Source organism: Streptomyces sp. NPDC051104 (genome assembly GCF_040682835.1).
GTDB classification, from domain to species: Bacteria; Actinomycetota; Actinomycetes; order Streptomycetales; family Streptomycetaceae; genus Streptomyces; species Streptomyces cynarae.
The window spans coordinates 29,961-55,232 of record NZ_JBFBBS010000015.1; the positions used below are offsets into that span (position 1 = coordinate 29,961).

20 protein-coding genes and 1 pseudogene are annotated in these 25,272 nt (G+C 69.7%); 5 read left to right on the forward strand and 16 right to left on the reverse strand.

Features of this window, described 5'->3' with window-relative positions; all coding sequences use genetic code 11:
* Positions 1 to 60: 60 nt before the first annotated feature.
* The 7 genes and pseudogenes from AB0N14_RS21575 to AB0N14_RS21605 all read right to left on the reverse strand — a co-directional run bounded on the left by AB0N14_RS21575 (position 61) and on the right by AB0N14_RS21605 (position 5,378).
* Positions 61 to 951 carry an NAD(P)-dependent oxidoreductase gene (locus AB0N14_RS21575; RefSeq protein WP_366027309.1) on the reverse strand — a complete coding sequence of 297 codons (891 nt, stop codon included), beginning with the start codon at positions 949 to 951 and terminating at the stop codon, positions 61 to 63.
* A 218-nt stretch (positions 952 to 1,169) separates the two neighbouring features.
* Positions 1,170 to 1,664 (reverse strand): hypothetical protein, encoded by a 495-nt coding sequence (locus tag AB0N14_RS21580; protein WP_366027310.1) that lies wholly within the window; start codon positions 1,662 to 1,664, stop codon positions 1,170 to 1,172.
* On the reverse strand, positions 1,661 to 2,386 hold the full coding sequence (locus AB0N14_RS21585) for a hypothetical protein (protein ID WP_366027311.1): 726 nt from the start codon (positions 2,384 to 2,386) through the stop codon (positions 1,661 to 1,663). The genes AB0N14_RS21580 and AB0N14_RS21585 overlap by 4 nt, the downstream gene beginning before the upstream one ends.
* 597 nt (positions 2,387 to 2,983) lie before the next feature.
* A complete protein-coding gene (locus AB0N14_RS21590) occupies positions 2,984 to 3,829 on the reverse strand; it encodes a DMT family transporter (RefSeq protein WP_366027312.1) in 846 nt (281 codons plus the stop codon).
* Positions 3,826 to 4,332 carry a YbaK/EbsC family protein gene (locus AB0N14_RS21595; protein WP_366027313.1) on the reverse strand — a complete coding sequence of 169 codons (507 nt, stop codon included), beginning with the start codon at positions 4,330 to 4,332 and terminating at the stop codon, positions 3,826 to 3,828. Before AB0N14_RS21595 ends, AB0N14_RS21590 begins: the two co-directional genes overlap by 4 nt.
* Positions 4,333 to 4,342: 10 nt before the next feature.
* Positions 4,343 to 4,531, reverse strand: coding sequence for a DUF397 domain-containing protein (locus tag AB0N14_RS21600; protein ID WP_366027314.1), 189 nt, complete (start codon positions 4,529 to 4,531; stop codon positions 4,343 to 4,345).
* Positions 4,528 to 5,378, reverse strand: a pseudogene (locus AB0N14_RS21605) (helix-turn-helix transcriptional regulator). The gene AB0N14_RS21600 and the pseudogene AB0N14_RS21605 overlap by 4 nt, the downstream one beginning before the upstream one ends.
* Positions 5,379 to 5,483: 105 nt before the next feature.
* Here AB0N14_RS21605 and AB0N14_RS21610 point away from each other — a divergent pair.
* Together AB0N14_RS21610 and AB0N14_RS21615 are read left to right on the forward strand one after the other, a co-directional pair.
* Entirely contained in the window at positions 5,484 to 5,930 is a 447-nt protein-coding gene (locus AB0N14_RS21610; protein WP_366027315.1) for an ATP-binding protein, read from the forward strand.
* A 57-nt stretch (positions 5,931 to 5,987) separates the two neighbouring features.
* The gene (locus AB0N14_RS21615) at positions 5,988 to 6,926 is read left to right on the forward strand and encodes a hypothetical protein (RefSeq protein WP_366027316.1); all 939 of its coding nucleotides are present in this window, start codon (positions 5,988 to 5,990) and stop codon (positions 6,924 to 6,926) included.
* Between the two features lie 74 nt (positions 6,927 to 7,000).
* Here the strand turns inward: AB0N14_RS21615 and AB0N14_RS21620 are convergent, their stop codons facing one another.
* Positions 7,001 to 9,238, reverse strand: coding sequence for an MMPL family transporter (locus AB0N14_RS21620; RefSeq protein WP_366027317.1), 2,238 nt, complete (start codon positions 9,236 to 9,238; stop codon positions 7,001 to 7,003).
* Between the two features lie 98 nt (positions 9,239 to 9,336).
* Positions 9,337 to 9,936, reverse strand: coding sequence for a TetR/AcrR family transcriptional regulator (locus tag AB0N14_RS21625; protein ID WP_366027318.1), 600 nt, complete (start codon positions 9,934 to 9,936; stop codon positions 9,337 to 9,339).
* Between the two features lie 212 nt (positions 9,937 to 10,148).
* On the opposite strand from AB0N14_RS21625, the gene AB0N14_RS21630 reads away from it, so the two are divergent.
* Positions 10,149 to 13,499 carry a S41 family peptidase gene (locus AB0N14_RS21630; RefSeq protein WP_366027319.1) on the forward strand — a complete coding sequence of 1,117 codons (3,351 nt, stop codon included), beginning with the start codon at positions 10,149 to 10,151 and terminating at the stop codon, positions 13,497 to 13,499.
* A gap of 201 nt (positions 13,500 to 13,700) precedes the next feature.
* On the opposite strand, the gene AB0N14_RS21635 is transcribed toward AB0N14_RS21630, so the two are convergent.
* The 4 genes from AB0N14_RS21635 to AB0N14_RS21650 form a co-directional block, all read right to left on the reverse strand.
* Positions 13,701 to 13,925 (reverse strand): hypothetical protein, encoded by a 225-nt coding sequence (locus tag AB0N14_RS21635; protein WP_366027320.1) that lies wholly within the window; start codon positions 13,923 to 13,925, stop codon positions 13,701 to 13,703.
* A 76-nt stretch (positions 13,926 to 14,001) separates the two neighbouring features.
* Entirely contained in the window at positions 14,002 to 14,886 is an 885-nt protein-coding gene (locus AB0N14_RS21640; protein WP_366027322.1) for an SDR family oxidoreductase, read from the reverse strand.
* A complete protein-coding gene (locus AB0N14_RS21645) occupies positions 14,883 to 15,818 on the reverse strand; it encodes an alpha/beta hydrolase (RefSeq protein WP_366027323.1) in 936 nt (311 codons plus the stop codon). Before AB0N14_RS21645 ends, AB0N14_RS21640 begins: the two co-directional genes overlap by 4 nt.
* Positions 15,815 to 17,332 carry an NAD(P)/FAD-dependent oxidoreductase gene (locus AB0N14_RS21650; RefSeq protein ID WP_366027324.1) on the reverse strand — a complete coding sequence of 506 codons (1,518 nt, stop codon included), beginning with the start codon at positions 17,330 to 17,332 and terminating at the stop codon, positions 15,815 to 15,817. Before AB0N14_RS21650 ends, AB0N14_RS21645 begins: the two co-directional genes overlap by 4 nt.
* 130 nt (positions 17,333 to 17,462) lie before the next feature.
* Between AB0N14_RS21650 and AB0N14_RS21655 the strand changes: the two genes are divergently transcribed.
* Positions 17,463 to 18,125 (forward strand): MerR family transcriptional regulator, encoded by a 663-nt coding sequence (locus AB0N14_RS21655; protein WP_366027325.1) that lies wholly within the window; start codon positions 17,463 to 17,465, stop codon positions 18,123 to 18,125.
* Here the strand turns inward: AB0N14_RS21655 and AB0N14_RS21660 are convergent.
* Positions 18,113 to 18,907, reverse strand: a complete 795-nt coding sequence (locus AB0N14_RS21660) for an exodeoxyribonuclease III (RefSeq protein ID WP_366027414.1) — start codon at positions 18,905 to 18,907, stop codon at positions 18,113 to 18,115. The two genes, AB0N14_RS21655 and AB0N14_RS21660, sit on opposite strands and share 13 nt — an antisense overlap.
* A gap of 77 nt (positions 18,908 to 18,984) precedes the next feature.
* Here AB0N14_RS21660 and AB0N14_RS21665 point away from each other — a divergent pair, with 77 nt between their 5' ends.
* The gene (locus tag AB0N14_RS21665) at positions 18,985 to 19,461 is read left to right on the forward strand and encodes a GNAT family N-acetyltransferase (protein ID WP_366027326.1); all 477 of its coding nucleotides are present in this window, start codon (positions 18,985 to 18,987) and stop codon (positions 19,459 to 19,461) included.
* 15 nt (positions 19,462 to 19,476) lie between these two features.
* Here AB0N14_RS21665 and AB0N14_RS21670 read toward each other — a convergent pair whose 3' ends face one another.
* Together AB0N14_RS21670 and AB0N14_RS21675 are read right to left on the reverse strand one after the other, a co-directional pair.
* Entirely contained in the window at positions 19,477 to 20,979 is a 1,503-nt protein-coding gene (locus AB0N14_RS21670; protein ID WP_366027327.1) for a hypothetical protein, read from the reverse strand.
* Between the two features lie 135 nt (positions 20,980 to 21,114).
* Positions 21,115 to 24,834, reverse strand: coding sequence for an ACP S-malonyltransferase (locus tag AB0N14_RS21675; RefSeq protein ID WP_366027328.1), 3,720 nt, complete (start codon positions 24,832 to 24,834; stop codon positions 21,115 to 21,117).
* Between the last annotated feature and the right edge of the window lie 438 nt (positions 24,835 to 25,272).

Consider the following 25,272-nt stretch of genomic DNA (forward strand, 5'->3'; position numbering starts at 1 on the left):
GGGTGCTCCTCATGGAGCCCCGATGCACGGCGCGGGCACCTTGGGAATCCTCCGGAACCTTCAGGAGCCGGACTTCTCCTCGAAGCTGGCGAAGTACGCGGCGGCCATGTCCTCATCGGCGTGGCCCTGGGCGGCGGCGCGGGCGAGGCGTTCGGCGGTCGCGGTGGCAACGTCGAGGCGGACGCCGTGCTCCTCCCCCGCCCGGACGATCAGACGGGCGTCCTTCTCGGCCGTCGCCACGGCGAAACTGGCCGGGGTCAGCGTGCCGTTCAGGAGGAGGTCGGCCTTGGCGTGCAGGTAGCCCATGTCCAGCGGGCCGCCCGCGATGATGTCGAAGAACTTCTGCGGGTCCACGTCCAGGGCCTTGGCCAGGGCCAGTACCTCGCCGGTCGCGGCGGTGACGGCGAGGAGCCAGCTGTTGGCCACCAGCTTCAGACGGCTGGCGCTGCCCGCCGCACCGTCCTGACCGGTCCACAGCGTGCGGGCGCCGACGGCGTCGAAGACGGGCGTCACCGTCTGCCGCCCCTCGTCGGGCCCGGCGGCGAGGACGGTCAGCTGCCCGGCCTCCGCGGGCTGGCGGGTGCCGAGCACGGGGGCGTCGTAGAAGGCCAGGCCGTGCTCGCGGGCGAAGGCGGCCAGCCGGCCCGTGGCCTCGATCCCGGCGGTGGTCGACTGCACCCAGGCGGTGCCGGGACGCAGGGCGTCGGCGGCCTCCCGCATGACCTGAAGGACGGTGGCGCCGTCGTAGAGCATGGTCAGGACTACGTCGGCGTCCCGCACCGCCTCCGCGGGGGTGCCGGCGATCTGCGCGCCGTCGGCGGCGAGCGGCTCGGCCTTGTCACGGGTGCGGTTCCAGGCGCGGACGGTGTGTCCGGCGCGGGCGATGTTGCGGGCCATCGCGGCCCCCATGATGCCGGTACCGAGGACACTCACGGTGAGCTTGTCTGTCATGACGTCAACTTTCTGATCGCACGGTGACTGATGCGCTTCCCATGCTCCCCCAGGGGACGCGCATTCCGTTGGCGCCTACCCGGCGGGCGGCATCAGCCCCATCCGGACAACCGGCAACCCGGCCGCCGTCATCCGGGGGGCACGAGGCAATTTCGTCAGTCGGGCCCCTGGAAGCCACCAAGGCGACCAAGGGCCGGCGTGGGAGCAAAGCCGACGGGTCAAACCCTATCGATTCGCCATCCGATCATCCCCGTCGAACCACGCCTGGCGGTGACATCGATGCGCAGCGAGTCCACGCCGGTGAACCGCTGCTGGAACGTAGACTGATCGCAGGAAACATCCTTCTTCGACGACACGCTGGTCGGGGTGAATGCGATCTCCACATCTCCGCTGCCAGCGCATACGACGGACAGCCTGTAGGCGTTTCCCTTGTCCAACAAGGGTTCGGAGTGCACGCCGTCAGTGACGCGCTCCACCCCTGACTCGACCATGGCATTCTGCTTGGTTGCGCTGGCTGCAAGAGCCGACTGCACCTCGGCAGTGAGCTTCTTTTCCGCTGACGGCGAGGATCGCGCTGTCGCACTCGCCGACGATGACGGGTGAGCCGACCCAGGGTCGCCGTCGGAGGTACAAGAAGCGAGGGAGAATGCCGACGCCAGGGCACATCCGATGACCCAGGTACGGCGCCCGAGATGCGCCTTCATTGCGGTCATGACGACGTTTCCCAGTACTTCCATCCGGTCTCGGACGTGGGAAGAGTCGCCTGCCCGCTCGCGAGCTTGACACCGTCGCAGCCATTGCCGCTCGACCGGTACTTCACCCACGAAACCTTGTAGCCCCAAGACCCGTACTGCAGGTGGCCGTACTTGTTGTTGGAGATGTTGCGCGAGTACGTGTGTCCGGTCGTGACGGAAACACTGCCTGCGATCTTCGCGCTGACGCTGACCTTCGCCTTCGCGATGACCGCGCTCATTTCAGATTCTGCGCCGACCGTCATTTCACTTGAGATGGTGCCGCTCTTGGTGACGCTGACAGTCATGGTGCCGCCGGGACCGTCCTTGTACTTGGTGCCGTTCCACCAAGACGGAATGTGATAGGCCTGCTTCGAGGTGATGGAAACCCATGTCGACGGGCCGTCACACCGCTTCGGTTCGACGATGGCCACCTCCTTTCCATCCTCGTGGTCGACACGGTCGTCGATCTCGGTCGTCTCCACTACCATGGCCGAACTGTCCTGGTCCTGAACAGAACTACCCACGGTTGACGACGGCGCCTCCCCATCCGCGACTGCAGTGCCGGCGATCCCGAAGCAGAGCAACAGGGCCGCGCCGGCGGCAATCGCGGCATGACGCACATCGATGCCCTTGAAACACCTTTCCAGTGGACCGCCCCCCTGGCGGTCGAATGCCTGGACACTATGCGGATCGACATGCACGCGACAAGTGAACTATTCCTTCTCTGAGCAGAACTGAGCCGGCTCATCCTTCATCACGGGCGACACTCATGCGACGCATCCTCGTTCCACAACCCATCGCCGCGCCGCCGGTACGTACCAGAAGGTCATCGGGTGGCCGTGGACCACCAGCGGAATGATTCGAGCCTCAACGGCCCGGGGCGCCCACGGCACCTCGGGTCCGGGCCCGCCTCGCGGAGCACCGAGATGCCGGGGGCATACCCGACCCGTGGGCTGTGTTCGCAGCGGGACAGTCACGGCGAACCTGTCCACCACCGCCACGGCCACCCCCTGACTCGGGTCACAGAGACCCTCAACTCAACTGACGGCCCGTCGGCACCTCCACCGCATCAGCGTCTTGTTGGTTCGAGGATCCGAACCAATCCGAGCACCAGGAGGCCCGGTTGCCGCAGTTGGACGCGCTCGGGCCCGCAGGACGGCTCGGCCAGTGCCTCGACCACCATTGACACAGGAATTGACCGAACGGCTGGAGCGCGCGTTCTGGAACACGTCGCGCCTGCGACCGTGCCTGGGCAGGCAACCGCGGCACGCCTACGGGGACCAAGCCCGACGCATCGGCTAACCCGCGTGCAGCATCAGCCCGATCCCGACGACCACCAGCCCGGCCGCCGCGATCCGCGGAGCGCCGAACCGCTCCTTGAAGAAGACGGCACCGATGGCTGCGCCGACGATGATCGAGGACTCCCGCAGGGCGGCGATGGGGGCCAGCTCGGCCCGGGTCTGGGCCCACAGCACGAGGGCGTACGCCGCCACGGACAGGGCGGAGCCGAGCAGCCCGAGCGCCGCGAACGGCCGGAGGCGGCCCGCGAATTCCCCCCGCCACCGGTACCAGGCATAGGCGGGAATGACGACTCCCTGCACGGCCATCAGCCAGGCGATATACCCGAGGGAGGACCCCGACGCCCGTACGCCCAACCCGTCCACCACGGTGTACGCGGCGATCGTCAGACCGGTGGCGAGTGCGGCGCCGATGGCCGCCCAGTTCGGCCGGCGCCCGCGCAGCCCCCACAGCGCGACCCCGGTCAGCCCCGCGCACGACACGGCGATGCCCGCCGCCGCCCAGCCGTCCGGCACCTCGTGGGCGAACACCGCCGCCAGCACGGTGACCACCAGCGGGGCCGTGCCGCGGGCGATCGGGTACGCCTGCCCGAAGTCGCCGAGCCGGAAGGAGCGCATCAGCAGGGCGTAGTACGCGATGTGAATGCCGGTGGAGACGAAGAGATACGGCCACGCCCGAGCCGCCGGGACCGGCGCGAACAGGGCGATCGCCAGTCCGATGAGCACCCCGCCACCCGAGATCAGCGTGAAGCCGACCAGCTTGTCGGTGATGCGGTGGGCGATGGCGTTCCAGCTGGCGTGCGTGACCGCGGCGAGCAGCACCGCCGCGGTGACGGCCGACGTCACTCGGACTGCTCGCGCACGTCCACCAGCGTGCCGCCCGCGTGGGCGATCAGTGACTTGGGGTCCATGGGGAACACCGTGTGCGGGGTGCCGGCGGCCGCCCACACCGTCTCGTGGTCGAGCAGCGAACGGTCGGCGAGGACCCGCGTCCTCGTACGGTGCCCGAAGGGCGGTACGCCTCCGATCGCGTACCCGGTGGCCTCCCGCACGACATCGGGCTTCGCCCGAGTGACCTTCTCGGCGCCCAGCTCCTCGCGGACGCGCTCCACGTCCACCCGCGATGCCCCGTCCATCAGCACGAGCACCGGCTCCCCGTCCGCCGCGAAGACCAGCGACTTGCAGATCTGGCTGAGCTCGCACCCGATCGCGGCGGCGGCCTCGGCAGCGGTACGGGTCGCGTCCGGGAAGCGGCGGATACGGGGGCGGAAGTCGCCGAGCCCGAGCTCATCGAGGGCCGCAGCGAAACGAGGGTGGGCTCCGGAGTCTTCTGCGGGCGTCGTCGTCATGGACGGCAGGTTAGCTGCCGGACACAAAGGCCACGAACGAATTCCAGGTGGTGGGGGCGACGGTGAGGTGGGGTGTTTGGGGGGTCTTGGAGTCGCGGATGTGGGTGGCGGTGGCGGTTGCGGCTATCTCGACGCAGTCACTCGGGTTACTGCTGTCGCTGTAGCTGCTCTTGAACCAGTGGAGTTCCGGCGTGCTCATAGTGCTCCCAGCGCTTTCTCGATGAAGGCCAGGGACTCCCTCGGCGGGAGAGCCTGAGCTCGGATGATGCCATACCGCAGTTCGAGGATCCGGAGCTGCCGGGGGTCGGAGACCGGACGCCCCCCGAAGCCGTCGTCCGTCCGCCCCACCCCGGTGCCGTCCCCGAACCTCAGCACCTGGATCCGCCCGCCGGTTCCCGGGTGGTCCGCCCGTTCGGTGGGCATGACTTGCAGTTCGACGTTCGACAACTGGGCGACCTCCAGCAGACGTTCGGGTTGTCGCCGCAAGACCATTGTCCCCCCGATCGGGCGTTCGATCGTCACCTGCTCTTGGACGAGCTGAGTTCAGGCGCGGGCTCCTTCTCGAGGATGGACTGGCGAGCCATGCGCGCAGCCACACCGCGCTCCAGCTCGTCGGGCGACAACCTGGGCCGCCAGGTCTGCAGCAACGCCCTCGCGTACTCCTCCGTCTGCAACAACCCATGGATGTTGTGGTTGCCGTACAGCTGAAGCTCGACGGCCCGCTCCTCCAACTGCGCCAGCTCCCGGACCTTCTTCGGGTAGCGCGCCTTCTCCATGTCCCCCTTGAAGGCCTTCAGATGCCCCTGCGCCTTCAGGATCTCGTCCGCCTTGTCCAGAAAATCGGCGCGTGGGATCCGTGCCCCGCGCTCGACCTTGCGGATCGAATCCTCGCCGTACCCCATGACATCGGCGAACTCGACGACCCTCATCCCGGCGGCCTCACGGCAGAACTTGAGGAGCCGGCCGACAGCCTCCACCAACGGTGCGATCTCGTCACCGGGTTCCACTCCCCAGCCCGCCTCGTCCGCACCCTCGCTCACGCCCACCCACCTTCAGACAGCAGAGACAGCCCAGGACAAACGCCGGACAGTCACCGTACGCACACACCAAGTCGCCCATCAGCGTAGGCACATCCCGCCACGCTGAGTGACATGAATCAGGAAACCGCCCTCATTCGCGACTTCACGACCCTGTTGTCCTCCACCTCTCGCGGTGCCCGCCTGGCCCGCCTGCTCGCGACCGGGCAACTGCGCGCATGGGGCCTGCCGTTGGACGCGGCGGCGCACGTGGTGGCGGAGCTGGCGGCGAACGCGGTGACACACGGCCGCGTGCTGGGCCGTGACTTCCGGCTCACGATGTACGTCGTCGGCGACACCCTCCGGATCGAGGTCACGGACGCGCGGGACGACCGTCTCCCCCGGCTGGATCGGGCGGCTGCGGACGCCGAGTCCGGTCGTGGGCTCCTGCTCGTCGAGGCTCTGTCCGATCGCTGGGGCGTGGCCCCGGGTCCGCCACCGCTCAAGACGGTCTGGGCGGAGCTGCACACAGGGCGACTCATCACTCCAAAGGGTGATCATTCCTATCTCAGCTGGATTTAGGACTAGTTCACCGGCATATGCTCACGACCGTTCCCGACGAAAGGACCGCTGCCCGTCATGGTCAGCTCCCAGCACGAGGCCCTGCACCGGGTCTTCCAAGAGGAATCCGGCCTTGTCACCCGGGCCTTACGGATGCTCCACATCCCGTTCGGAGATCCAACCTCGATCACCGAACTCGCGACCGACCTCACGGAGAACCGCCCCCTGGAACGACGCGTCGACTCGCTGTTGAAGATGGAGACAGCGAAGGGCACATTCCTCGTCGCCATCGAGGCTCAGGGAAAGAAGGACCCGGACAAGCCCGCGAACTGGGCCTACTATCTCGCCCACCTGTACGCCAAGTACAAGTTGCCCCCACTGCTCCTCGTCCTCTGCAAGGACCGGAGTACCGCCGCGTGGGCATCCAGCCCCGTGAACATCGGCCCACCGGAATGGCCCGCCCTGACACTGCGTCCCCTGGTCCTGGGACCGGATGAGGTACCCGTCATCCAGGACGCCGCCGAGGCAGCCAAGGACATCCAGATGGCCGTGTTGTCCGCCATGGTGCACAGCCGCGATCAGGACGTCGATGTCATACTGAAAGCACTGTCGGTAGCCCTGAAGGGCCTGGAGGTCTCCGATCCGGAGGCCGCGATGAAGTACGTGGAACTCACCGCTCAGGGCCTGGGCGACAAGACCCGAGCCGCCGAAATCTGGAGGAACCTCGTGGCCGTCGACACTTCCTTCTTCACCTCACCCCTGTCCGAAGAGATCCGCGACGAGGGCCGCGACGAGGGCCGCACCGAAGGCCGCACCGAAGGCCACATCCAACGACAGGCCGAGGACATCCTGCGCATCCTCGACCGCCGCACCATCCCCCTCACCGACGCCGACCGCGAGCGTGTCACCTCCTGCAAGGACCTCGGCACCCTCACCCGCTGGTTCGACCGTGCCATCACCGCCACCTCCGCCGCCGAGATCTTCGCCGACGACGAGCCCGGCGACGAAGAGCGCTGAGCCCCGTCGCCGTACGCACAGGCAGGGCGCCCCACCACCGGTGAGGCGCCCCGTTCGCGTTCGGAAGCCGTCTCTCAGACCCGTACCAGCTCCCTGTCCTGGTCCGGATCCGCGTCCGGGTTCCGGCGATCGGCCGCGTCGGCCGCCGCCCGCAGGCCCTCACCCTCGACGTCCACGTTCGGCAGTGCCCGGTCCAGCCACTTCGGCAGCCACCACGCCCGGCGGCCCAGCAGCGCCAGGACCGCCGGAACCAGCGCCATCCGGACCACGAACGCGTCGAAGAACACCGCGATCGCGAGGCCGAAGCCGATCATCTTGATCATCGACTCGCTGGAGCCGATGAAGCCGGAGAACACCGCGATCATGATGACGGCCGCCGCCGTCACCACTCGCGCACCGTGCCGGAAGCCGGTCACGATCGCCTGGCCGGGGGTCTCCCCGTGGACGTACGCCTCACGCATACGGGTGACGAGGAAGACCTCGTAGTCCATCGCCAGGCCGAACACCACGCCCACCATGAAGATCGGCATCATCGACATGATCGGGCCCGTCTGCTGGACGCCCAGCAGGCCGGACAGCCAGCCCCACTGGAACACCGCGACCACCGCGCCGAGCGCCGCCGTCACCGAGAGCAGGAAGCCGAGCGCCGCCTTCAGCGGGACCAGGATCGAGCGGAAGACCACGGTCAGGAGGAGGAAGGCGAGGCCGACCACCAGCGCCAGGTACGGGATCAGCGCGTCGTTGAGCTTCTGCGAGAAGTCGATGTTCATCGCCGTCGTGCCGGTGACCAGCAGCTTGGCGTCCGTCTTCGCCTCCAGCCCGGCGCCGGTGTCCCGGATGCCGTGCACCAGGTCCTCGGTGGTCGTCGAGGACGGCTTGGAGCCGGGGACGACCGTGATCATCGCCGTGTCGCCCGCCTTGTTGTACGTCGCCGGCGTGACCGTCGTGACGTCCTTCAGGCCCTTGATGTCGTCGGTCACCGTCGCGACCGCCGCCTTCGGGTCGTCGCTCGCCTTCGCGTCGACCACCACCATCAGCGGCCCGTTGAAGCCGGGCCCGAAGCCCTCCGACAGCAGGTCGTACGCCCGGCGCTGGGTCGTGGACGTCGGCTGGGAACCGTCGTCCGGCAGGCCGAGTGCCAGCTGGGACGCCGGAACGGCCGCGGCACCGAGGCCGATCACACCCAGCAGCAGGACGGCCACCGGGCGGCGCACGACGAAGCTCGCCCAGCGGGTGCCCATGTTCGGCTTGTCCCTCTTGCCGACGGCGGCCCGGCCGCCGCCCAGCAGCCTGCTCTTCTCTCCCGCCGGCTTGACCCTGCGGCCCGCGTACCCGAGCAGCGCCGGGATCATCGTGAGCGCGATCAGGACCGCGATGGCCACGGTGCCGGCCGCCGCGACGCCCATCTTCGTCAGCATCGGGATGTTCACGACCGACAGGCCCACCAGCGCGATCACCACGGTCAGGCCCGCGAAGACCACCGCTGAGCCCGCCGTGCCGACCGCCCGGCCCGCCGCCTCCTCGCGCTCACGGCCCTCGGCCAGCTCGGCCCGGTAGCGGGAGACGATGAAGAGCGCGTAGTCGATGCCGACCGCGAGGCCGATCATCATCGCCAGCGTGGAGGTCGTGGTGCCCAGGTCCAGCGCGTTCGCCAGCGCCGTGATCGTGGAGACGCCGATGCCGACGCCGATCAGGGCCGTGAGCAGCGGCAGCCCGGCCGCCACCAGCGAACCGAAGGTGATGACGAGGACGACCGCGGCGACAGCGATGCCGATGACCTCGGTCGCGCCCGTCTCCGGTGCGGCCTGCAGCGCGTCACCGCCGATCTCGACGGTCAGCCCGGCGTCCCGCGCGCCCTGCGCGGCCTGCTTCAGGGCGTCCTTGGAGGAGTCCTTCAGCTCCATCCCGGAGACCTTGTACTTCACCTGCGCGTACGCGATCGTGCCGTTCTTGCTGACGGCGTGCGCGGTGAACGGGTCGGCGGCGGAGACCACTTCGGAGCCGGAGCGCAGCTCCCTGACGGTCTTCTCGACGACCGCCTTGTTGTCCTTGGCCGTCACCTTCTCCCCGCCGGGCGCCTTGAAGACGACACGGGCGGTCGCACCGTCGGCGCTCATCCCCGGGAAGCGCTGTTCGAGCAGGTCGAAGGCCTTCTGGGCCTCGGTGCCGGGGATGGAGAAGGAGGAGGAGCCCGCCGCCGGGGCGCTGGCGGCGCCGACGCCCGCGAGCGTCAGCAGCGCCACCCAGATCAGGGCGACGAAGTGCCGTCGCCGGAAGGCGAGACGGCCGAGTCTGTAGAGAAAAGTGGCCACGAGGGCGTACTCCCGGTCAGTCGTGGGGTTTCAGGGCAGGGGTGATCAGCCCGACGACGTGAGCGGTGACGTCAGGTGGGGGCTAGCTCGGGGACAGGTCAGGTGGTGGGCGCGCCGAGGGCGGGGAGGACCACGGCGTCGATGTACGAGCGCAGGAACGCCTGCGTGGGCGGCTGGTTGTCGATGAGGGCGCGCGTGGCGAAGGCGCCGATCAACATGTGCACCACGAACTGCAGCGCCGGGTTGTCGGCGCGGATCTCCCCGCGGTCGACGGCCCGCTGCAGCACGCGCCGGAACTCTTCCCTCTCCGGTTCGACGAGGTGCTCCCGGAACGCCCGCTGAAGGTCGGGGTTGGTGTGCGTCGCCATGGCCAGCCCCCGCATCAGGGCGTGGTTCTGCTCCATGGTGCAGTCGTCCTGGTGTGCCGCGAGGGCGTGGAAGTCGCCCCGCAGGGACCCGGTGTCGACGTCGTCGAAGCGGCTCGGCTTGCCGTGCCGGATCGCTCGCGCCACCAGCTCGGCCTTGCCGCCCCACTGGCGGTAGAGGGTCGCCTTGCTGGACCGGGTGCGGGCTGCCACGGCGTCCATCGTCAGGGCGTCGTAGCCGACTTCACGGAGCAGGTCGAGCACGGCCTCGTACAACTCGGCCTCGCGCTCGGGGGTGATCCGACTACGACGCCCTGTCGCGACATCGGTCATGCGACTCACCTCTCCTGCTCGGTGCTTCCTGCCTCCCGCCCGGAGCCGCAGGGCTCCGAACGAGACTGTTTCGTACGCCATGACGATACCCCCACAGCCGAGCGAAACGAAACAGTTTCGTACGTGTTCTGGGTCACGCGGCTGTCGACGCCCTTGCCGACACACCCTCCCTACGAGTTGCCGCGCCCCGTCGCCGGACAAAGCATGGGTAGGTGAATGAAGCGCGCGACGAGTACGAGAACGAGAAGGCACCCGGCTACCTCCGCTTCCCTCACCTGCACGGCGACCGCCTGTGCTTCGCCGCAGAGGACGACCTGTGGACGGCTCCGCTGGACGGGTCCGGCCGTGCCTGGCGGCTCACCGTGGACCGTACGAAGATCGGACATCCCCGCTTCTCGCCGGACGGCCGGTTCATCGCGTACACGAGCTGGCGCAGCCTGTTCCCGGAGATCCATCTGACGCCGGTGGACGGCGGCCCCGGCCGGCGGCTGACCTACTGGGGCAGCGTCGACACCCAGGTGTGCGGCTGGACTCCGGAGGGCGACCTCCTCGCCGTCGCCTCGCACGGCGAGCCCTTCTCCCACTACACCTTCGCCTACAAGGTCCCGACCGACGGCGACCCCGGCGGCAAGCTGCCCTGGGGCCCGGTCTCCGACATAGCGGTGGCCGACATCGACGGCGAACGCAGAACGCTGCTGCTCACCGGCACACCCCCGCACGAACCGGCCTCCTGGAAGCGCTACCGCGGCGGCGCCATGGGCCGGCTGTGGCTGCACGGGCAGCGGCTGCTCGCCGACCTCGAGGGCCACCTGGACTCGCCGATGTTCGTCGGCGGGCGAATCGCGTTCCTCTCCGACCACGAGGGCATCGGCAACCTGTACTCGTGCGCGTACGACGGCTCCGACCTGCGCCGCCACACCGACCACGACAGCTTCTACGCCCGCCATGCCGCGAGCGACGGCGCCCGGGTGGTGTACCAGTGCGCGGGCGACCTGTGGATCGTCGACGACCTGTCCCCCGACTCGATCCCGCGCCGCCTGGACGTGCGCCTGGGCGGGCCGCGGGCCGGGCGCCGCAAGTACCAGGTGCCGGCGGCGCAGCACGTGGACGGGATCTCGGTGGACGAGACCGGGCGGGCCAGCGCGGTGGTCGTCCGCGGCAGCCTGTACTGGCTCACGCACCGGGACGGCCCCGCCCGCACGATCACGGACACCCCCGGCGTGCGCATCCGGCTGCCGGAGATGCTGGGCGCCGGCGGGCAGATCGCGTACGTCACGGACGCCGAGGGCGAGGACGCCATCGAGATCGCGTATCTGCCGCGGGCCTCGGGCGACCGCGGGCCGCGCCGGCTGGCCTCCGGGCAACTGGGACGCGTCCTGGAGATGGTGGCGGATCCCCAGGGCGAACGGCTCGCGATCGCCTCGAACGACGGACGGCTGCTGCTCGTCACCGTGGCCGACGAGGAGCCCGGCGGCGAGGAGCCCGGCGGCGAAGAGGCCGGCAGCGAAGAGGCCGGCAGGGAAGAGGCCGGCGGCGAGGAGCCTGCGGGCGCGGTCACGGAGTTGGTCCGCTCGGACAACGGGCCGGTACGGGAGCTGGCGTTCTCCCCGGACGGCGCGTGGCTGACGTGGTCGCATCCGGGGATCGGCCGGTCGCTGAGGCAGATCAGGATGGCCCGCATAAAGGACCGGTTGATCGTCGACGTCACCAACGGCCGCTTCGAGGACGAGAACCCGGTGTTCACCCGGGACGGCCGCTACCTGGCGTTCCTGTCCTGGCGCGGCTTCGACCCCGTGTACGACGTGCACACCGGCGACCTGTCCTTCCCCCTCGGCTGCCGCCCGTACCTGGTCCCGCTGTCCTCCGCGACCCCCTCCCCCTTCGCGCTGAACCCGGAGGGACGGCCCGCGGCCGGCGGTCTCGACCCCGCGGAGGACGAGGAGGAGGGCGGCGGCGTGGTGACCGTCGAGGTCGAGGGGCTGGAGAACCGGGTGACGCCGTTCCCGGTCACGGCCTCGAAGTACTCGGAGCTGCGTCCCGTCGCGGGCGGCGGCCTGGTGTGGCTGCGCTGGCCGATCTCGGGCGCGCTGGGCGAGACCTTCGTCAACCCGGACGACGTCTCCGGCCGCCCCACGCTGGAGCACTTCAACCTCAGCAAGGCGAAGAAGTCCGAACTGGTCGGCCACCTGGACTGGTTCGCGGTGAGCGGGGACGGGACACGGCTGGTGGTCGTCGACGAGGGCGACCTGCGGGCCGTGCCGTCGACCGAGTCCGGCGACTCCGACACGACGGTGTGGATCGACGCACGCCGCATCATGCACGAGGTGGACCCGGGCGCGGAGTGGCGGCAGGCGTACGCGGAGGCGGGCCGGCTCATCCGGGCCTACTTCTGGGAGCCGAACATGTGTGGGATCGACTGGGACGCGATCCTGGAGCAGTACCGCCCGCTGGTCGAACGGGTCGCCTCCCCGGACGAGTTCGCGGATCTGCTGCGCGAGGTGCTGGGCGAACTGGGCACCTCGCACGCGTACGTGGCGGCGGCCCGGCGCAACGAGGGCCCGCCGCACTACCAGCGCTACCAGGGCCTGCTGGGCGCCAACTTCGTGCGCCACGACGGGCGCTGGGTGGTGAGGCGGATCCTGCCGGGCGAGTCGTCGGACTCCAAGGCGCGCTCCCCCCTCGCGGGCACCGGCATTCGCGAGGGCGCCGTGCTGACCCATGTGGACGGGCGGCCGGTGGACCCGGTGACGGGACCGTATCCGCTGCTGGCCGGGGCGGGCGGTACGACGGTGGAGCTGACGTTCCTGCCCGCCGACGGGGAGGGCGGACCCCGTCGTGTGGCCGTGGTGCCGCTGATCGACGAACGGCCGCTGCGCTACCAGGACTGGGTCGCCAAGCGCCGTGCGGTCGTAAAGGAGTTGAGCGGCGACCGCTGCGGGTACCTGCACATCCCGGACCTGGGCGGCTCCGGCTGGGCGCAGTTCAACCGGGACCTCAGGAAGGAGGTCTCACGGCCGGCGCTCATCGTGGACGTACGCGGCAACGCGGGCGGCCACATCAGCGAACTCGTCATCGAGAAGCTGACGCGCCCCATCCTGGGCTGGGACCTGACACGCAACGCCCAGCCGGTGTCGTACACCTCGAACGCCCCACGCGGACCGGTCGTGGCCCTCGCCGACGAGGCCACGTCCTCCGACGGCGACATGATCACGGCCGCGTTCAAACTGCTGAAGCTCGGCCCGGTGGTGGGCCAGCGCACCTGGGGCGGCGTGGTCGGCATGACGGGCCGTCACCGCCTGGGCGACGGCACGGTCATCACGGTGCCGATGAACGCGGCGTGGTTCGACGCGTACGGATGGTCCGTGGAAAACCGGGGTGTCACCCCGGACTTGGAGATCGAGCGCACCCCCGTGGACTGGGCGGAGGGCCGCCACAGGCAACTGGCGGACGCGGTCGAAGTGGCCCTGAACCTCCTGGACACCCAGCCGGCGGCAACCCCACCGGACTACAGCCAGGTCCCGAACAGAACCCGCCCGAAACTCCCACCGAGGCCAACGGGCTGATCCCGCTGCCGCTTGCCGCTACCGCTGCGGCAGCCGGCTTGGGGGAGGGTGGGCACAGCCCACAGCCCACAGCCACCGGCACGGTGCAACAAAGACCGCACAACAGCCGACCTCGAACGACGGCACGCAGAAGTGGGGCGCCCTCAATGCAAAGGGCGCCCCACTCATCGCTGCTGAAGCCGGCCGCAGGCCGGCCGCAGGCTACCGCTCGCGGTCCTGGTCGAAGCGGTCCTCCGCTTCCTCCTGCATCCGCTGCGCGTCATCCCGCGTCTGTTGGCCCCGCTGCTGCGCCTGCTGGCCCCGCTGCTGCGCCTGCTGGCCCCGCTGCTGCGCCTGCTGGCCGCGCTGCTGCGCCTGCTGCTTGGCCTGCTCCATCTTCTGCTTGGCCTGCTGCTTGATCTGCTCGGACTTGTCCTTCATACCCATGTGGGTTCACTCCCGAAGTGGGTGAGGGGATCGGGCTCGACCAGACTGACATGCAGGAACAAACCACGCATTTCGATCAGTTACTGAGCGTACTCCGCCGCTGCTCATCGGCCCGACCACCGGCCCCGACGAGCCCCGTGCGCACCCCCTTGAGCCGCGGCTCGAACCGACGCATGTCCCGCTGCCCCACGGTCGCGATGATCCCCGGCAGATACCCGCGCACCGCCTGCATCCCGCGCAGCCACGCCTGCCCGTACACATGGGTCGACCGCCGCTCGATCCCGGCCACCAGCCGGTCCACCGCCGGCCCCAGCGGATACGTCTTGTTGGACGGCCACGGCAGCCGCTGCCGCAGCTCCCGCATCACCTCGTCCTCGTCGGCGCCCCGCACCATGTCCGTGTCCGTCCAGGACAGATACCCGACCCCGACACGTACGCCCCGGTGCGCGACCTCGGCGCGCAGGCTGTGCGCGTACGCCTCCACGCCCGACTTGGACGCGCAGTACGCCGTCATCATCGGCGCCGGCGTGATCGCCGCGAGTGAGGCGATCTGGAGGAGATAGCCCCGGCTCGCGACCAACGCCGGCAGGAAGGCGCGGGCCGTCACCGCGGAGCCGATCAGATTGACCTCGATCACCCGCCGCCACGCCTCGGGGTCGGACTCGGTGAACGGCCCACCGTTGGCCACACCGGCGTTGGCGACCACGATGTCGACCTTTCCGAACCGCTGCTGAACCTCCCGTGCGACCCGCGTCATCGCCTCGTGGTCGGTGACGTCGGCGTACCAGTGCCCGCCGTCCCCGTACAGCTGCTCCGCGACCCGCTTGAGGGCGTCCGCCTCCAGGCCGACCAGCGCGACCGTGGCCCCGCGCGCCGACAGCTTGCGGGCCAGCAGTTCGCCGACGCCCCGCGCCGCGCCGGTGACGACGGCGACCTGCCCCTCGAGGCTCACCCTGCTCATGCGCCCTCCTTGACCGGCTCGTTCGGTGTGCCCGCCGCGTACGCGGTGACGAGTTCGCGGATCTTCCCGGTGACCAGCTCCGGTGCCTCCACGGGTGTCATATGGCCGAGCCCCGGCAGCTCCGTGCCGCCTACGCAGTGCGGCAGCGCGGCGACCAGCGCCCGCGCGTGCACCGGCGGCGTGAGCCGGTCGGCAGTGCCGACCACGACGGCCGTCGGTGCGGTCAGCTCCCGTACGGCGTCCTCGAGATCGAGCCCTTCGAGCACGCGCGACCACGCGTGGCGCACCTCGCGCGGACAAGCGTGCACCACCCGCGCGCACGCCTCCACCATGGCCGGCGTCGAAGCGGCGCCCATGGTGGCGTACTTGAGGACGCGCCGCGCCACCGGTGTGACCGGCCCGAGCGGGGCGCGCGAGCCGAGGACGCGTGCGGTGAGCCAGGTGCGCAGGCGCCCGGCGCGCATCGGCACCACCAGCGACTCGGACACCAGGCGCGCGCTGCCCGTACTGCACAACAGCACGGCCGCCGTGTGCGCCCGGAAGCGGGGGCGCGCGGCGGCGGCCAGCACCGTCATCCCGCCCATGGAGTGCCCCACGACCACGGCTCTCTCGCCCGGCGCGAGTGCGGCGGCGAGCACCGCCTCCAGATCGTCGGCGAGCGCCTCCGTGGAGCAGATGCGGCTCACGGGGCTGCTCCCGTGCCCCCGCTGGTCGTAGGCGATCACCCGGTGGTCGGCGGCGAGGTCCCGGATCTGCGCCGCCCAGAAGGCGGTCGAGCAGGTCCAACCGTGGACGAGGACCACCGGAGGCGCGCCCTCGGGTCCGTGCAGCTCGACGTGCAACCGGGCGCCGTCGGCGGAGAGGACCGTCAGCTCACGGTCCGGGGCCGGGGGCGCGTAGGGGCCCGTGGCCACCGGCGTCGGGCGCCTCATGCGCCGGCCTCCACGCGCTCCTCGGCCTGCGCGCTCCGCTGGGCGGGTGCCCGCAGCACGTCGTACTCGGCGAGGTTCACGCGCCGCGTCGCCGAGCGGAACTCCGTCGTCGTACCGGGCCAGATGGTGGTGTTGCGACCGCTCGCGTCGAGGTACCAACTGGTGCAGCCGCCGGTGTTCCACACCGTGCGCTTCATACGTTCCTGCACCTTGTGGTTCCAGGCCGCGACGGCATCCGGGCGGGCGTCGAGCGCGACCCGGCCGCCGAGGACCCGCAACTGCCGCAGGAAGTCTGCCATGTAGTTCAGCTGGGACTCGATCACCAGGATCATCGAGGAGTTCCCGAGCCCGGTGTTGGGCCCGATGATCGTCATCCAGTTGGGGAACCCGGCGGCCGATGCCCCGCGCAGGGCCTGCATCCCGCCCTTCCAGGTCTCCGCGAGCGTCCTGCCGTCGACGCCGACGACCCGCTCGGCGATCGGCATGTCCGTCACATGGAACCCGGTACCGAAGACGATCGCGTCGACCTCGGCCTCGGTGCCGTCCGCCGCGACGACCGTCGAGCCGCGGACCTCGGCGAGCCCGCTCGCGACGACGTCCACGTTCGGCTGCGCGAGGGCCGGGTAGTAGTCGCTGGAGAGCAGGATCCGCTTGCAGCCGATGCGGTAGTCGGGGGTCAGCCTGGCCCGCAGGGCCGGGTCCTTGACGGCGCGGGCCATGTTGGCCTTGGCCAGCCGCTCGACGAGGCCCAGCTCGTTCGGGTGCTTGGTGAACGCCTGGATCTGCAACTCCCGTATTCCCCACAGCAGTCCGCGTCGCAGCCGCGCGGTGGCGGGCAGCGCGCGGTGCAGTGCCCGCTCCGGGCCGCTGATCGCGCGGTCGACGCGGGGCAGCACCCACGGCGGAGTGCGCTGGAAGAGGACCAGTTTCGCGACGTCGGGCTGGATGGCCGGCACGATCTGGATCGCGGAGGCCCCGGTGCCGACCATGGCGACCCGCTTGCCGCGCAGGTCCTGGTCGTGGTCCCAGCGGGCGGAGTGGAAGACCGCGCCCGGGAAGGAGTCGAGGCCGGGGATGTCCGGGATCTTCGGGTCGGAGAGCGGGCCGGTTGCGGAGACGACGACGTCCGCGGTGAGCGATCCGCTGCTGGTCTCGATGTCCCAGCGCAGCTTCGCGGCATCCCAGGTCATCAGCTTCACCTCGCTGCGGAAGCGGATGTGCGGCCGAAGCCCGAAGACGTCCGCCACATGCTCCAGGTACGCGCGGATGTGCTCCTGACCGGAGAAGGTGCGCGGCCAGTCGGGGTAGGGGGCGAAGGAGAACGAGTAGAGGTGGGAGGGGACGTCGCAGGCGCAGCCCGGATAGGTGTTGTCGCGCCAGGCGCCGCCGACTGCGTCCGACCGTTCCAGGACCACGAAGTCGGTGATCCCTTCCCGGCGCAGTCGCACGGCGGCACCGAGCCCGCCGAACCCCGTCCCGATCACCGCCACCCGTACATGCTCGTGCTCGGCCATCCCGCAGCCTCCCGGTCCGCCAGACTCTGCCAGTGAACACTGGCGCAATCGGGAGGGTAGGGCAGCGGCCGTACCGATGGGTAGGGGTGGGGCAAGGAAAGTTACCGGCGGTACGACGTAGGGTTCGGGCGTGGCAGGCAACGGGGAGCAGCGCGAGTACCGCATGGAGGAGCTGGCCAGGAAGGCCGGCGTCACGGTGCGCACGCTGCGCTTCTACCGCGAGCGCAAGCTGATCCACCCGCCGCGCCGCGAGGGCCGTATCGCCTGGTACGACGACACGCACCTGGCCCGGCTGCGGACGATCTCCGCGCTCCTGGAACGCGGCCACACCCTCAGCGGCATCGCGGAACTCGCCGAGGCCTTCGACCACGGCCGCAACGTCGGCGAGTTGCTCGGCCTCGGCGCACCCAGCGAGGAGACCCCGGTCCGGCTCACCCCCGAGGCGCTGGCCGACGTCTTCGGCGACCAGGCCACACCGGAGAACCTGTCCGCCGCACTGGAACTGGGCTACCTCGGCACGGACGGCGGCGAGATCGTGCACGTCAGCCGCCGACTGCTGGACGTGTCGGCGGCCCTGGTCCGTGAGGGCATCCCGCTGGCGGACGTCCTGGCCGCCGCCCGCCGCGTCCGCGAACACGCGGAGGCCCTGGCGGAGGTGTTCGACGACCTGGTGGCCACGGAGGACCGCTCGCCGGAGGACATCAAACGCCTGCGCCCACTGGCGAAGAGCGTGGTGGAGGCGGAACTGTCACTGGCCCTGGACCGGCGACTGCTGGCGGATCAGAGGTCGTAGACCACCGTCACCGGCGCATGGTCCGACCAGCGCGCGGTGTGCGTCGCCGCGCGCTCCACGTACGCCTTGACCGCCTTGGCGGCGAGACCCGGCGTGGTGATCTGGTAGTCGATGCGCCATCCTGCGTCGTTGTCGAAAGCGCGCCCGCGGTAGGACCACCAGGTGTACGGCCCCTCGACGTCCGGATGCAGCGCCCGGACCACGTCGACGTACCCGCCGTCCTCGGGTTCGAAGACCCGCCCCAGCCACTCGCGTTCCTCGGGCAGGAAGCCGGAGTTCTTCCGGTTGCCGCGCCAGTTCTTCAGGTCGGCCTCGCGGTGGGCGATGTTCCAGTCGCCGCAGACGACCACCTCGCGTCCGTCGGCGGCGGCCCGCTCCCGCAACTGCTTGAGATGGCCGAGGAACTCGGCCATGAACCGGACCTTCTCGTCCTGCCGTTCGGTCCCGACGTCACCCGAGGGCAGGTACAGGCTCGCGACGGTGACACCGGGCAGATCGGCCTCGACATACCGCCCGCTGCCGTCGAACTCGGCCGACCCGAACCCGATCCGCACCCGGTCGGGCTCGCGCCGCGTGTAGAGCGCCACCCCCGCGCGCCCCTTGGCGGCGGCCGGGGCGTGCACGACGTGCCAGCCGTCTCGCGCCCGGACGCCCTCGGGGATCTGCCCGGGTTCGGCGCGCACCTCCTGGAGGCACAGCACATCGGCGGAGGTACCGTCGAGCCACTCCACGAAGCCCTTCTTCGCGGCGGCACGGATCCCGTTGACGTTCACGGAGGTCACAGTGAGCACCCGGGAACGATACCGGCAGGCGGGCAGAGCCCCGGTAGCGGTATTCGTATAGATGTACGCTTTCCGGCGTGAATATTCGCCGTGCCTCCTTCGGCCACCCCGACGCCGTCAAGCTCAACGACCTCGTCCAGGCCGAGTACCACGTTCGCTACGGCGACGGTGGCGACGCCACGCACCTGGACCCGGCGATGTTCGTACCGCCGGCCGGCCTCTACCTGATCGCGTACGACGAGCAGGATCGTCCCGTGGCCACGGGCGGCTGGCGCTCCCAGGAGAAGAGCGACGAGGGATACGAGGACGGGGACGCCGAACTCAAGCGGATGTTCGTCATAGAGGAGATGCGCGGCCGGGGCCTGGCGCGCCGCATCCTCGCCGCCCTGGAGGAGGACGCCCGCGCGGCCGGCCGCACCCGCATGGTCCTGGAGACGGGCACCAAGCAGCCGGAGGCGGTGGCCCTGTACACCTCCAGCGGCTACGAACCGTGCGCGAAGTTCGGCTACTACCGCTTCTACGAATCGAGCCTGTGTTTCGCGAAGGCGCTCTGAACCGCCGCCGCGGGTTCACCGGCCGTGCCGGTCCGCGCCCCTGTCGTTCGGGCGGGGGAAGCGGAAGTTCTTGAACAGGGGGGTCTCCGCCCACCTCGGCCCCCGCAGACGCAGGGCGTAGCTGACGAGGGCGTGGTTCAGCATGTACAGGCGGTGCTCCTCACGGCCCCCCTCGGAGAGCCGGTCGATGACCCAGGCGATGGGCGTGGCGCCGCCGTAGGCGTCCCTGGGTTCGAACAGGAGGTGCGAGCAGCCCACCTCGCCGAGGACGTTCAGCGCGTACGCGAACGGATAGGGGCGGTTGATCCGGTCGTCGTCGGTGCGGTCCAGGTCCGGGAACCCGTCCACCAGCCGGTCCAGCGTCTTGCCGTCGATCAGGGCCAGCCGGCCGGTGAGCAGGGCGGTCTGGACGATGTAGGCGTAGGAGATCCCGTGGAGGAAGTAGTTCGCTCCGGGATCGATGTGCACCCACTGGCCGACGATGTCCTCGACGAGGGCGTCCAGGTCCGGCACCTGTTCGTGCAGCCGGCCGAGGTTGTGCAGGGCGATGATGTAGTAAAGGCCCATATGGGTGCGTTCGACCGGGGTGATGCGGCCCATCAGCTCCTTGGCCTCGGCCAGCCGGTCCCGGCCGTGGGTCAGGTACTCCTCGGGCCGGTCGCTCATGGCGATGGCGTTCAGCATGGTCAGGAGCGGATAGACCTTCGGGAAGCTCTCCGACATGGGCTGCGGGAACGCGGGGGGCAGGCTCAGCTCGTCCGCGCGGTCGAGGTAGGAGAGGACCTCCTTCCTGTAGTCCCGGCCCTCGCCGGAGATGAACCGCTCGTAGCCGAGCACCGAGATCACCGACAGCAGCATGGAGCCGCCGCGGCCGCGGAAGAACGGTGCGGGGATCCTCTCCAGCAGGCCCAGCGCCTCGCGGACGTGGTTGCGCCGCCCGACCACCAGCCTGTCCCTCAGACCCAGTTGGCCGAACGCGAGGAAGACAGCGGAGTAGGCGGACAGCTTCTCGTAGTGGCCGTGCCGACCCGCGTTCTCGTCCTTGATCCGGTCCGGCTCGATGGTGTCGGCGACGGCCAGGATCTCCGCCGGGAAGTCCGTCTCCGCATTGACCAGCAGGGCCCGGTCCAGGCCCAGCTTGGCGAAGGCGTCCATCAGGATGCAGCCGGCCATCACCCGGAAGTACGGGTTCGCCTCGGCGCGGACGGCGTCCAGGATCGGGACGAGGCCCTGTTCGAGGTCGGAGCGGCGCAGGTGGCGGTCGGGATCCGCGACGTCGAGGACGAAGTGGGCGAGCAGGCGGGAGAAACGGGTGTACGCGCTGCTGTCGGCGCCCTTGGCGGACAGCAGGTCGAACGTGTGCCGGATCCGCGCGGCGGCTTCGGCGTCGTAGGCGACGGGGTGCTGACCGAGGCCTATGCCGCGCACCATGCGGCTCCACGGGGTGGCGATCACACGGGTCTCGTTCGACAGGTGGTGCAAGCCGTCCACCGGTGCCGAGAACGACAGGGACGTCACAGGAGGCTCCTTCTGTGCGGTGCGGTGTGCGGTGCGGGTGTGCGGGGCCCGGTCGCCGGGCGGCAAGGTGCGGACGGGGTTCGCCCGGCGACCGGGAGTGCGTGGCACGCTGCGGGCTGCGCGGGCCGGCGGCCGTCAGCCGCCCAGGTGCGGCAGGCGGGGCACCTCGAGGCCGAGGAATTCGGTCCTCGTGCCTTCCAGCATCTGCAGCGCCCAGTTGAGCCACTTGATGCCTTCGCAGTAGATGGCGACCGGGCGGCGCTGGGTCTGGTAGGTGTCCATGAGCGTGCCGTCCAGCTCCTGCTGGAAGTGGAACGGGGGCATGGCCGTGAAGTGCTGCCCCATCATGAACACGAAACGCACCAGCCAGTAGGGGTCGTCCCTGAGGTAGGCCGAGCCGGGGTCGTCCAGTCCGAGCGCCGCCGTCATCACCGGGGCGAAGTAGTCCTCGATGCCTTCGGGCGCCTCCGGGTCCACCGCCGTTCCGGTGGCGACCACGTCCCGCACCCGGTACGACCTCTGGTACGGGTTGCCGTCCACGAAAGCGATGTCGACCCGGGGCGTCCTCCCCTCGCCGGCGTCGACGCTCAGGGTGAACCACTCGAAGTGGATCTCGTCGTAGTGGCCGATGGAGTTGTGCCACGGCTTGTTGTCGTACATCGCGTCGTCGCGGGTGTCCTTGCCCTCGCTCTTGAAGCCGATGGCTCTCGGGTCGAGGAACTTGATGCCCAGTGAGGCGGGGGTGATGGCGGCCAGCGCCGCGTCGACGTCCTCCTGCCGTGCTCCGGACTCGATGACGCGTTGGGCGTGCAGCAGTGGCTCACTGTTGGCGATCTTGATGTTCTCGGTGTTCGTGTCGCCCATCACGAGCGAGTGATAGGCCGGTTCGAGGACCTCGGCGAACTCGGGTGTCTCCCGGAACCGCTTGAGCAGCGCCGCCGAGTTGAGGTAGGAGATCCCGTTGACGACGATCCGCTCGGTGCCGAGAAGGTGCTCGTTGAAGGTGCGCGGCGCCGTGCGGCGGCACAGGTCCAGGCGGTCCTCGATCTTCCTGAAGTAGGAGACGTCCAGCGTCTCGCCCGGTGCCGGTACCCGGCCCACGCTGTGCACACGTTCGCTCAGCACCCGGATGATCTGTTCGTAGAGGCGGGCGACCACCGCCGGCGGCGGGGTGTGCCGCTCGACGAACCGGCTGACCTCGTCCCCCTCCACGTAGCTCATCTCGTAGATGACCTCCCGGTCGACCGTACGACCGTCGCGGCGCAGATGGGAGGGGACCGGGACCTCTCGCTCCAGGACGGAGTACACCTCGGGGAAGTAGCCGCGCACCGACGCGGGCAGGGACTGCAGGAACTCCGCCTGTTTCCGGGCCTTCGCGAACGGCGGCAGCATCACGCCGTCCCCGTCCGGGTTCCACCGCGCGGTCGTGAGTGCCTCGCTGAGGATCTTCCGGACCGTGATGCCCTCCTCGCCCTCCTTCCTGACGAAGATCGTCATGGACTCGCTGCCGCCCTTGCCGAAGCTGACGACCGATTCGTCGCTGTCGATGTAGGCGTACACCGTGCTGGAGAGGATCCTGCGGCTGCGCGCGTTGTGAAGGACCCGCTCGTTCTCCTCCGTCAGACACAGGACGCAGGCGTACTCGAACTCGTCCAGGGCGGGGTTGAGACGCTTCTTCCACGCCTCGCCCGGCTCCACGACACGGACCACATGCGTGTCACAGGGGCCGGCGTCCACTCCGGCGATGTCGGGGTCTCCACCGAGGGCGATGATCTGGCAGTTGCCGTTGAGATGGATCCGCCGTGGCGCGCCGGTACCGAGGACACCGCCCGCGAGCACGGCGCGGGTGGCGTCCTGAAGGTCCCTCCTGGACTGGACCGGCACGCCCTCGGGCGACACCAGCGGGATCACCGCCTCGGTGATGCGGCTCAGTATCCGCTCCACGGCGTCGCCCTGCGGGCGCGCGGCCGACAGGGCGACCGCGTCGGTCAGGGAGACCGCGCCGGAGACGGCCAGGGCCGCCAGCCAGCCGGGGATGTCGCCGCCTTCGAGGTAGTGGTCGCTCTGCGCGAACAACGCGGGCCGGTGCTGGGCGAGGGTGTGGAACAACAGGTACTGGTAGACGATGCGGCGGCCTGCCGGGGAGGTGCCGTCGGCGTCCGGGCCGTCGAGCGTCTGCCGGTGGATCTGCACGGCTGTCGGCTGTGTGTCCAGCAGCAGTCCGGTCCGGCGGCCCAGACACGCGTCGTCGACGTCTGCGAGTCGGTCGAAGTGGAAGACGACGACCTCCGGGCGGCGGGTGTCGACCGTCCTCGTCGTCATCCCGCCGGCGCCGTCGACGACCCTGAGTTCGACGTGGGCCCTGCCCAGTGATGCGGGGTCATCGCCGGTGAGCTTCTTCTTCAGCCGCGCCCTGATGACGAGCTCGCCCCGGTCGACGGCGATGTGGTCCCGGTGGTTCCGCGTGTGCTGGAAGACTTCGAGGAACCGGTGGAACGCGGGCGACCCTTCGCGGTGGGGCCGCAGCATCTCCGCGGTGACGACGCGCCCGAGCGTCCGGGATACGTAGGCGTCGCAGAAGTCGCTCCCGGCGGCGACCCGGAACAGGTCGCGGAGCACGTCGTAATGACGGTCCGTCAGCTCCTGGTCGGTGGTGTACAGCCGCTCCAAGTTCTCCATCAGGGCGTCCGTCACGTCGACGGAACGCAGGAACCTCTCGGTGTCCTCGTGACTGCCCGTGTACGCCATGACGGGTGCGGCGACGGCATTGTCCCTGAGCAGCTGAACCGACTTGGCGCCCAGGCCCAGCTCCAGCACCATGTCCGGGTCGAGGCCGCCGAGCGTCTCGCAGGTGTCCCGGGAGGCCATGACCCGGTCCGTCATCGCCAGGACTCCCTGGCGGACGGCGGACGCGGTGGTGAGCAACGACATGTCGTGGTTGGACACCACGGGGACGCGAGGCTCTTCGAAGCGGATCCGGTGGGTGGTGAGGAACCGCTCCAGGGCGTCGCGGGCCGGCCGCATCCGCGCCGAGTGGGCCAGGAACACGGTGGGATCCTTCAGTTCCCGGGTGACCACCTCCGGGAAGGCGGCGACGAACCGGTCGAACTCGGGCTTGACACCGGAACGCACGTAGAGGTTCGCCTGTGTCGGCGAGTACGTCTTGTGCAGTTCGACATCCGTGACCGGGTACGCGGCTCCTGTCGCGTCGAGAACGTCCACGAGGCCCTCCGGGGTCCGCGCCTTCACGGCGACCACGTGGAAGGGTTCGGGGACCAGTGACGTCTGCCGGACGGAGTCGTCCAGGTACGAGGCGATGTTCCGGGCGAACGCCTCGTCGGTGCTCCGGGCACCGGCGGCCAGGAGCATCAGCGGCGTGAAGGCCTGGGCGATCCGCGCACCGTCGGGGACCGAAAGGGATCCGCTCGCCACCGCGGCCGTCAGGATGCCGAAACTCTCGCCGGTGTAGGCGATGAAACTGGCGGGGGTTCCGGTTTCGGCGACCCGATGCCGAAGATAGGCGTCCAGGGCCAGGCTGTGCACCAGCAGGGCTGCCCCGATGAAGCCCTGGCGTTCCATCGTGCCCTCGGGAAGGTTCTCGGGGGCGATGAGGAGGAGGTCGGGCCGGGCCGGGAAACCGAGGGCGCGGGCGGCGTCCCGGTAGATGTCGGTGATCTCCGGGATCCCGGAGTCGAAGAGGGACCGGCCGAGACCCCGGTAGAAGGCCCGGCTGCCGAGACCGGGGAAGAACCCGGCCACGCGGATGCGGTCCCTGGTACTGAGGACGTCCTCTACGAGCGCGGGCCGTCCAAGGGTGTCCGGCGTCGGATCGGCATGGGAAAGAGAGCGGGACACAGGCATCCCCTTCTCGGGTGTTCTGGGCGGAAACGGAAGGCACCTTCGTTCCGTCGAGGTGCGTCACGCGCTCGTCTTCGGGCGCGGCGGGTTCGCGTTCCCGAGGAACGCGCTTCGGGAATTCGACCGACGCATCGCATCGGGCTCCCATGGAAATTCTTTCCGCCCGTACGATCCGTTTCAACAGACACCGATACAGGGTTTGTCAGACCTCTTCAAGCCATGCAAAGACAGATATCAAGAAAACTCAGGACAATGTCAGAGAAATATCAAACATGCTGGTCACTGCGGTGCACACGAGCTCAACCGATCTCTTGCCCCACCCGGTCAAAGCAATTCTCCACACCCGCTGAACGAGAAATTAAAAACGGATCCGAGGAACCTCTCCGGTTCCTCGGATCCGTTTTTCGAGACGTTTATCCCCGCAGCGGGCGGCGC

Coding starts and splice junctions, on each gene's coding strand:
- AB0N14_RS21575 (WP_366027309.1), bottom strand. CDS start 951: ATGACAGACAAGCTCACCGTGAGTGTCCTCGGTACCGGCATCATGGGG.
- AB0N14_RS21580 (WP_366027310.1), bottom strand. CDS start 1,664: ATGACCGCAATGAAGGCGCATCTCGGGCGCCGTACCTGGGTCATCGGA.
- AB0N14_RS21595 (WP_366027313.1), bottom strand. CDS start 4,332: ATGACGACGACGCCCGCAGAAGACTCCGGAGCCCACCCTCGTTTCGCT.
- AB0N14_RS21600 (WP_366027314.1), bottom strand. CDS start 4,531: ATGAGCACGCCGGAACTCCACTGGTTCAAGAGCAGCTACAGCGACAGC.
- AB0N14_RS21610 (WP_366027315.1), top strand. CDS start 5,484: ATGAATCAGGAAACCGCCCTCATTCGCGACTTCACGACCCTGTTGTCC.
- AB0N14_RS21615 (WP_366027316.1), top strand. CDS start 5,988: ATGGTCAGCTCCCAGCACGAGGCCCTGCACCGGGTCTTCCAAGAGGAA.
- AB0N14_RS21625 (WP_366027318.1), bottom strand. CDS start 9,936: ATGACCGATGTCGCGACAGGGCGTCGTAGTCGGATCACCCCCGAGCGC.
- AB0N14_RS21635 (WP_366027320.1), bottom strand. CDS start 13,925: ATGGGTATGAAGGACAAGTCCGAGCAGATCAAGCAGCAGGCCAAGCAG.
- AB0N14_RS21640 (WP_366027322.1), bottom strand. CDS start 14,886: ATGAGCAGGGTGAGCCTCGAGGGGCAGGTCGCCGTCGTCACCGGCGCG.
- AB0N14_RS21645 (WP_366027323.1), bottom strand. CDS start 15,818: ATGAGGCGCCCGACGCCGGTGGCCACGGGCCCCTACGCGCCCCCGGCC.
- AB0N14_RS21650 (WP_366027324.1), bottom strand. CDS start 17,332: ATGGCCGAGCACGAGCATGTACGGGTGGCGGTGATCGGGACGGGGTTC.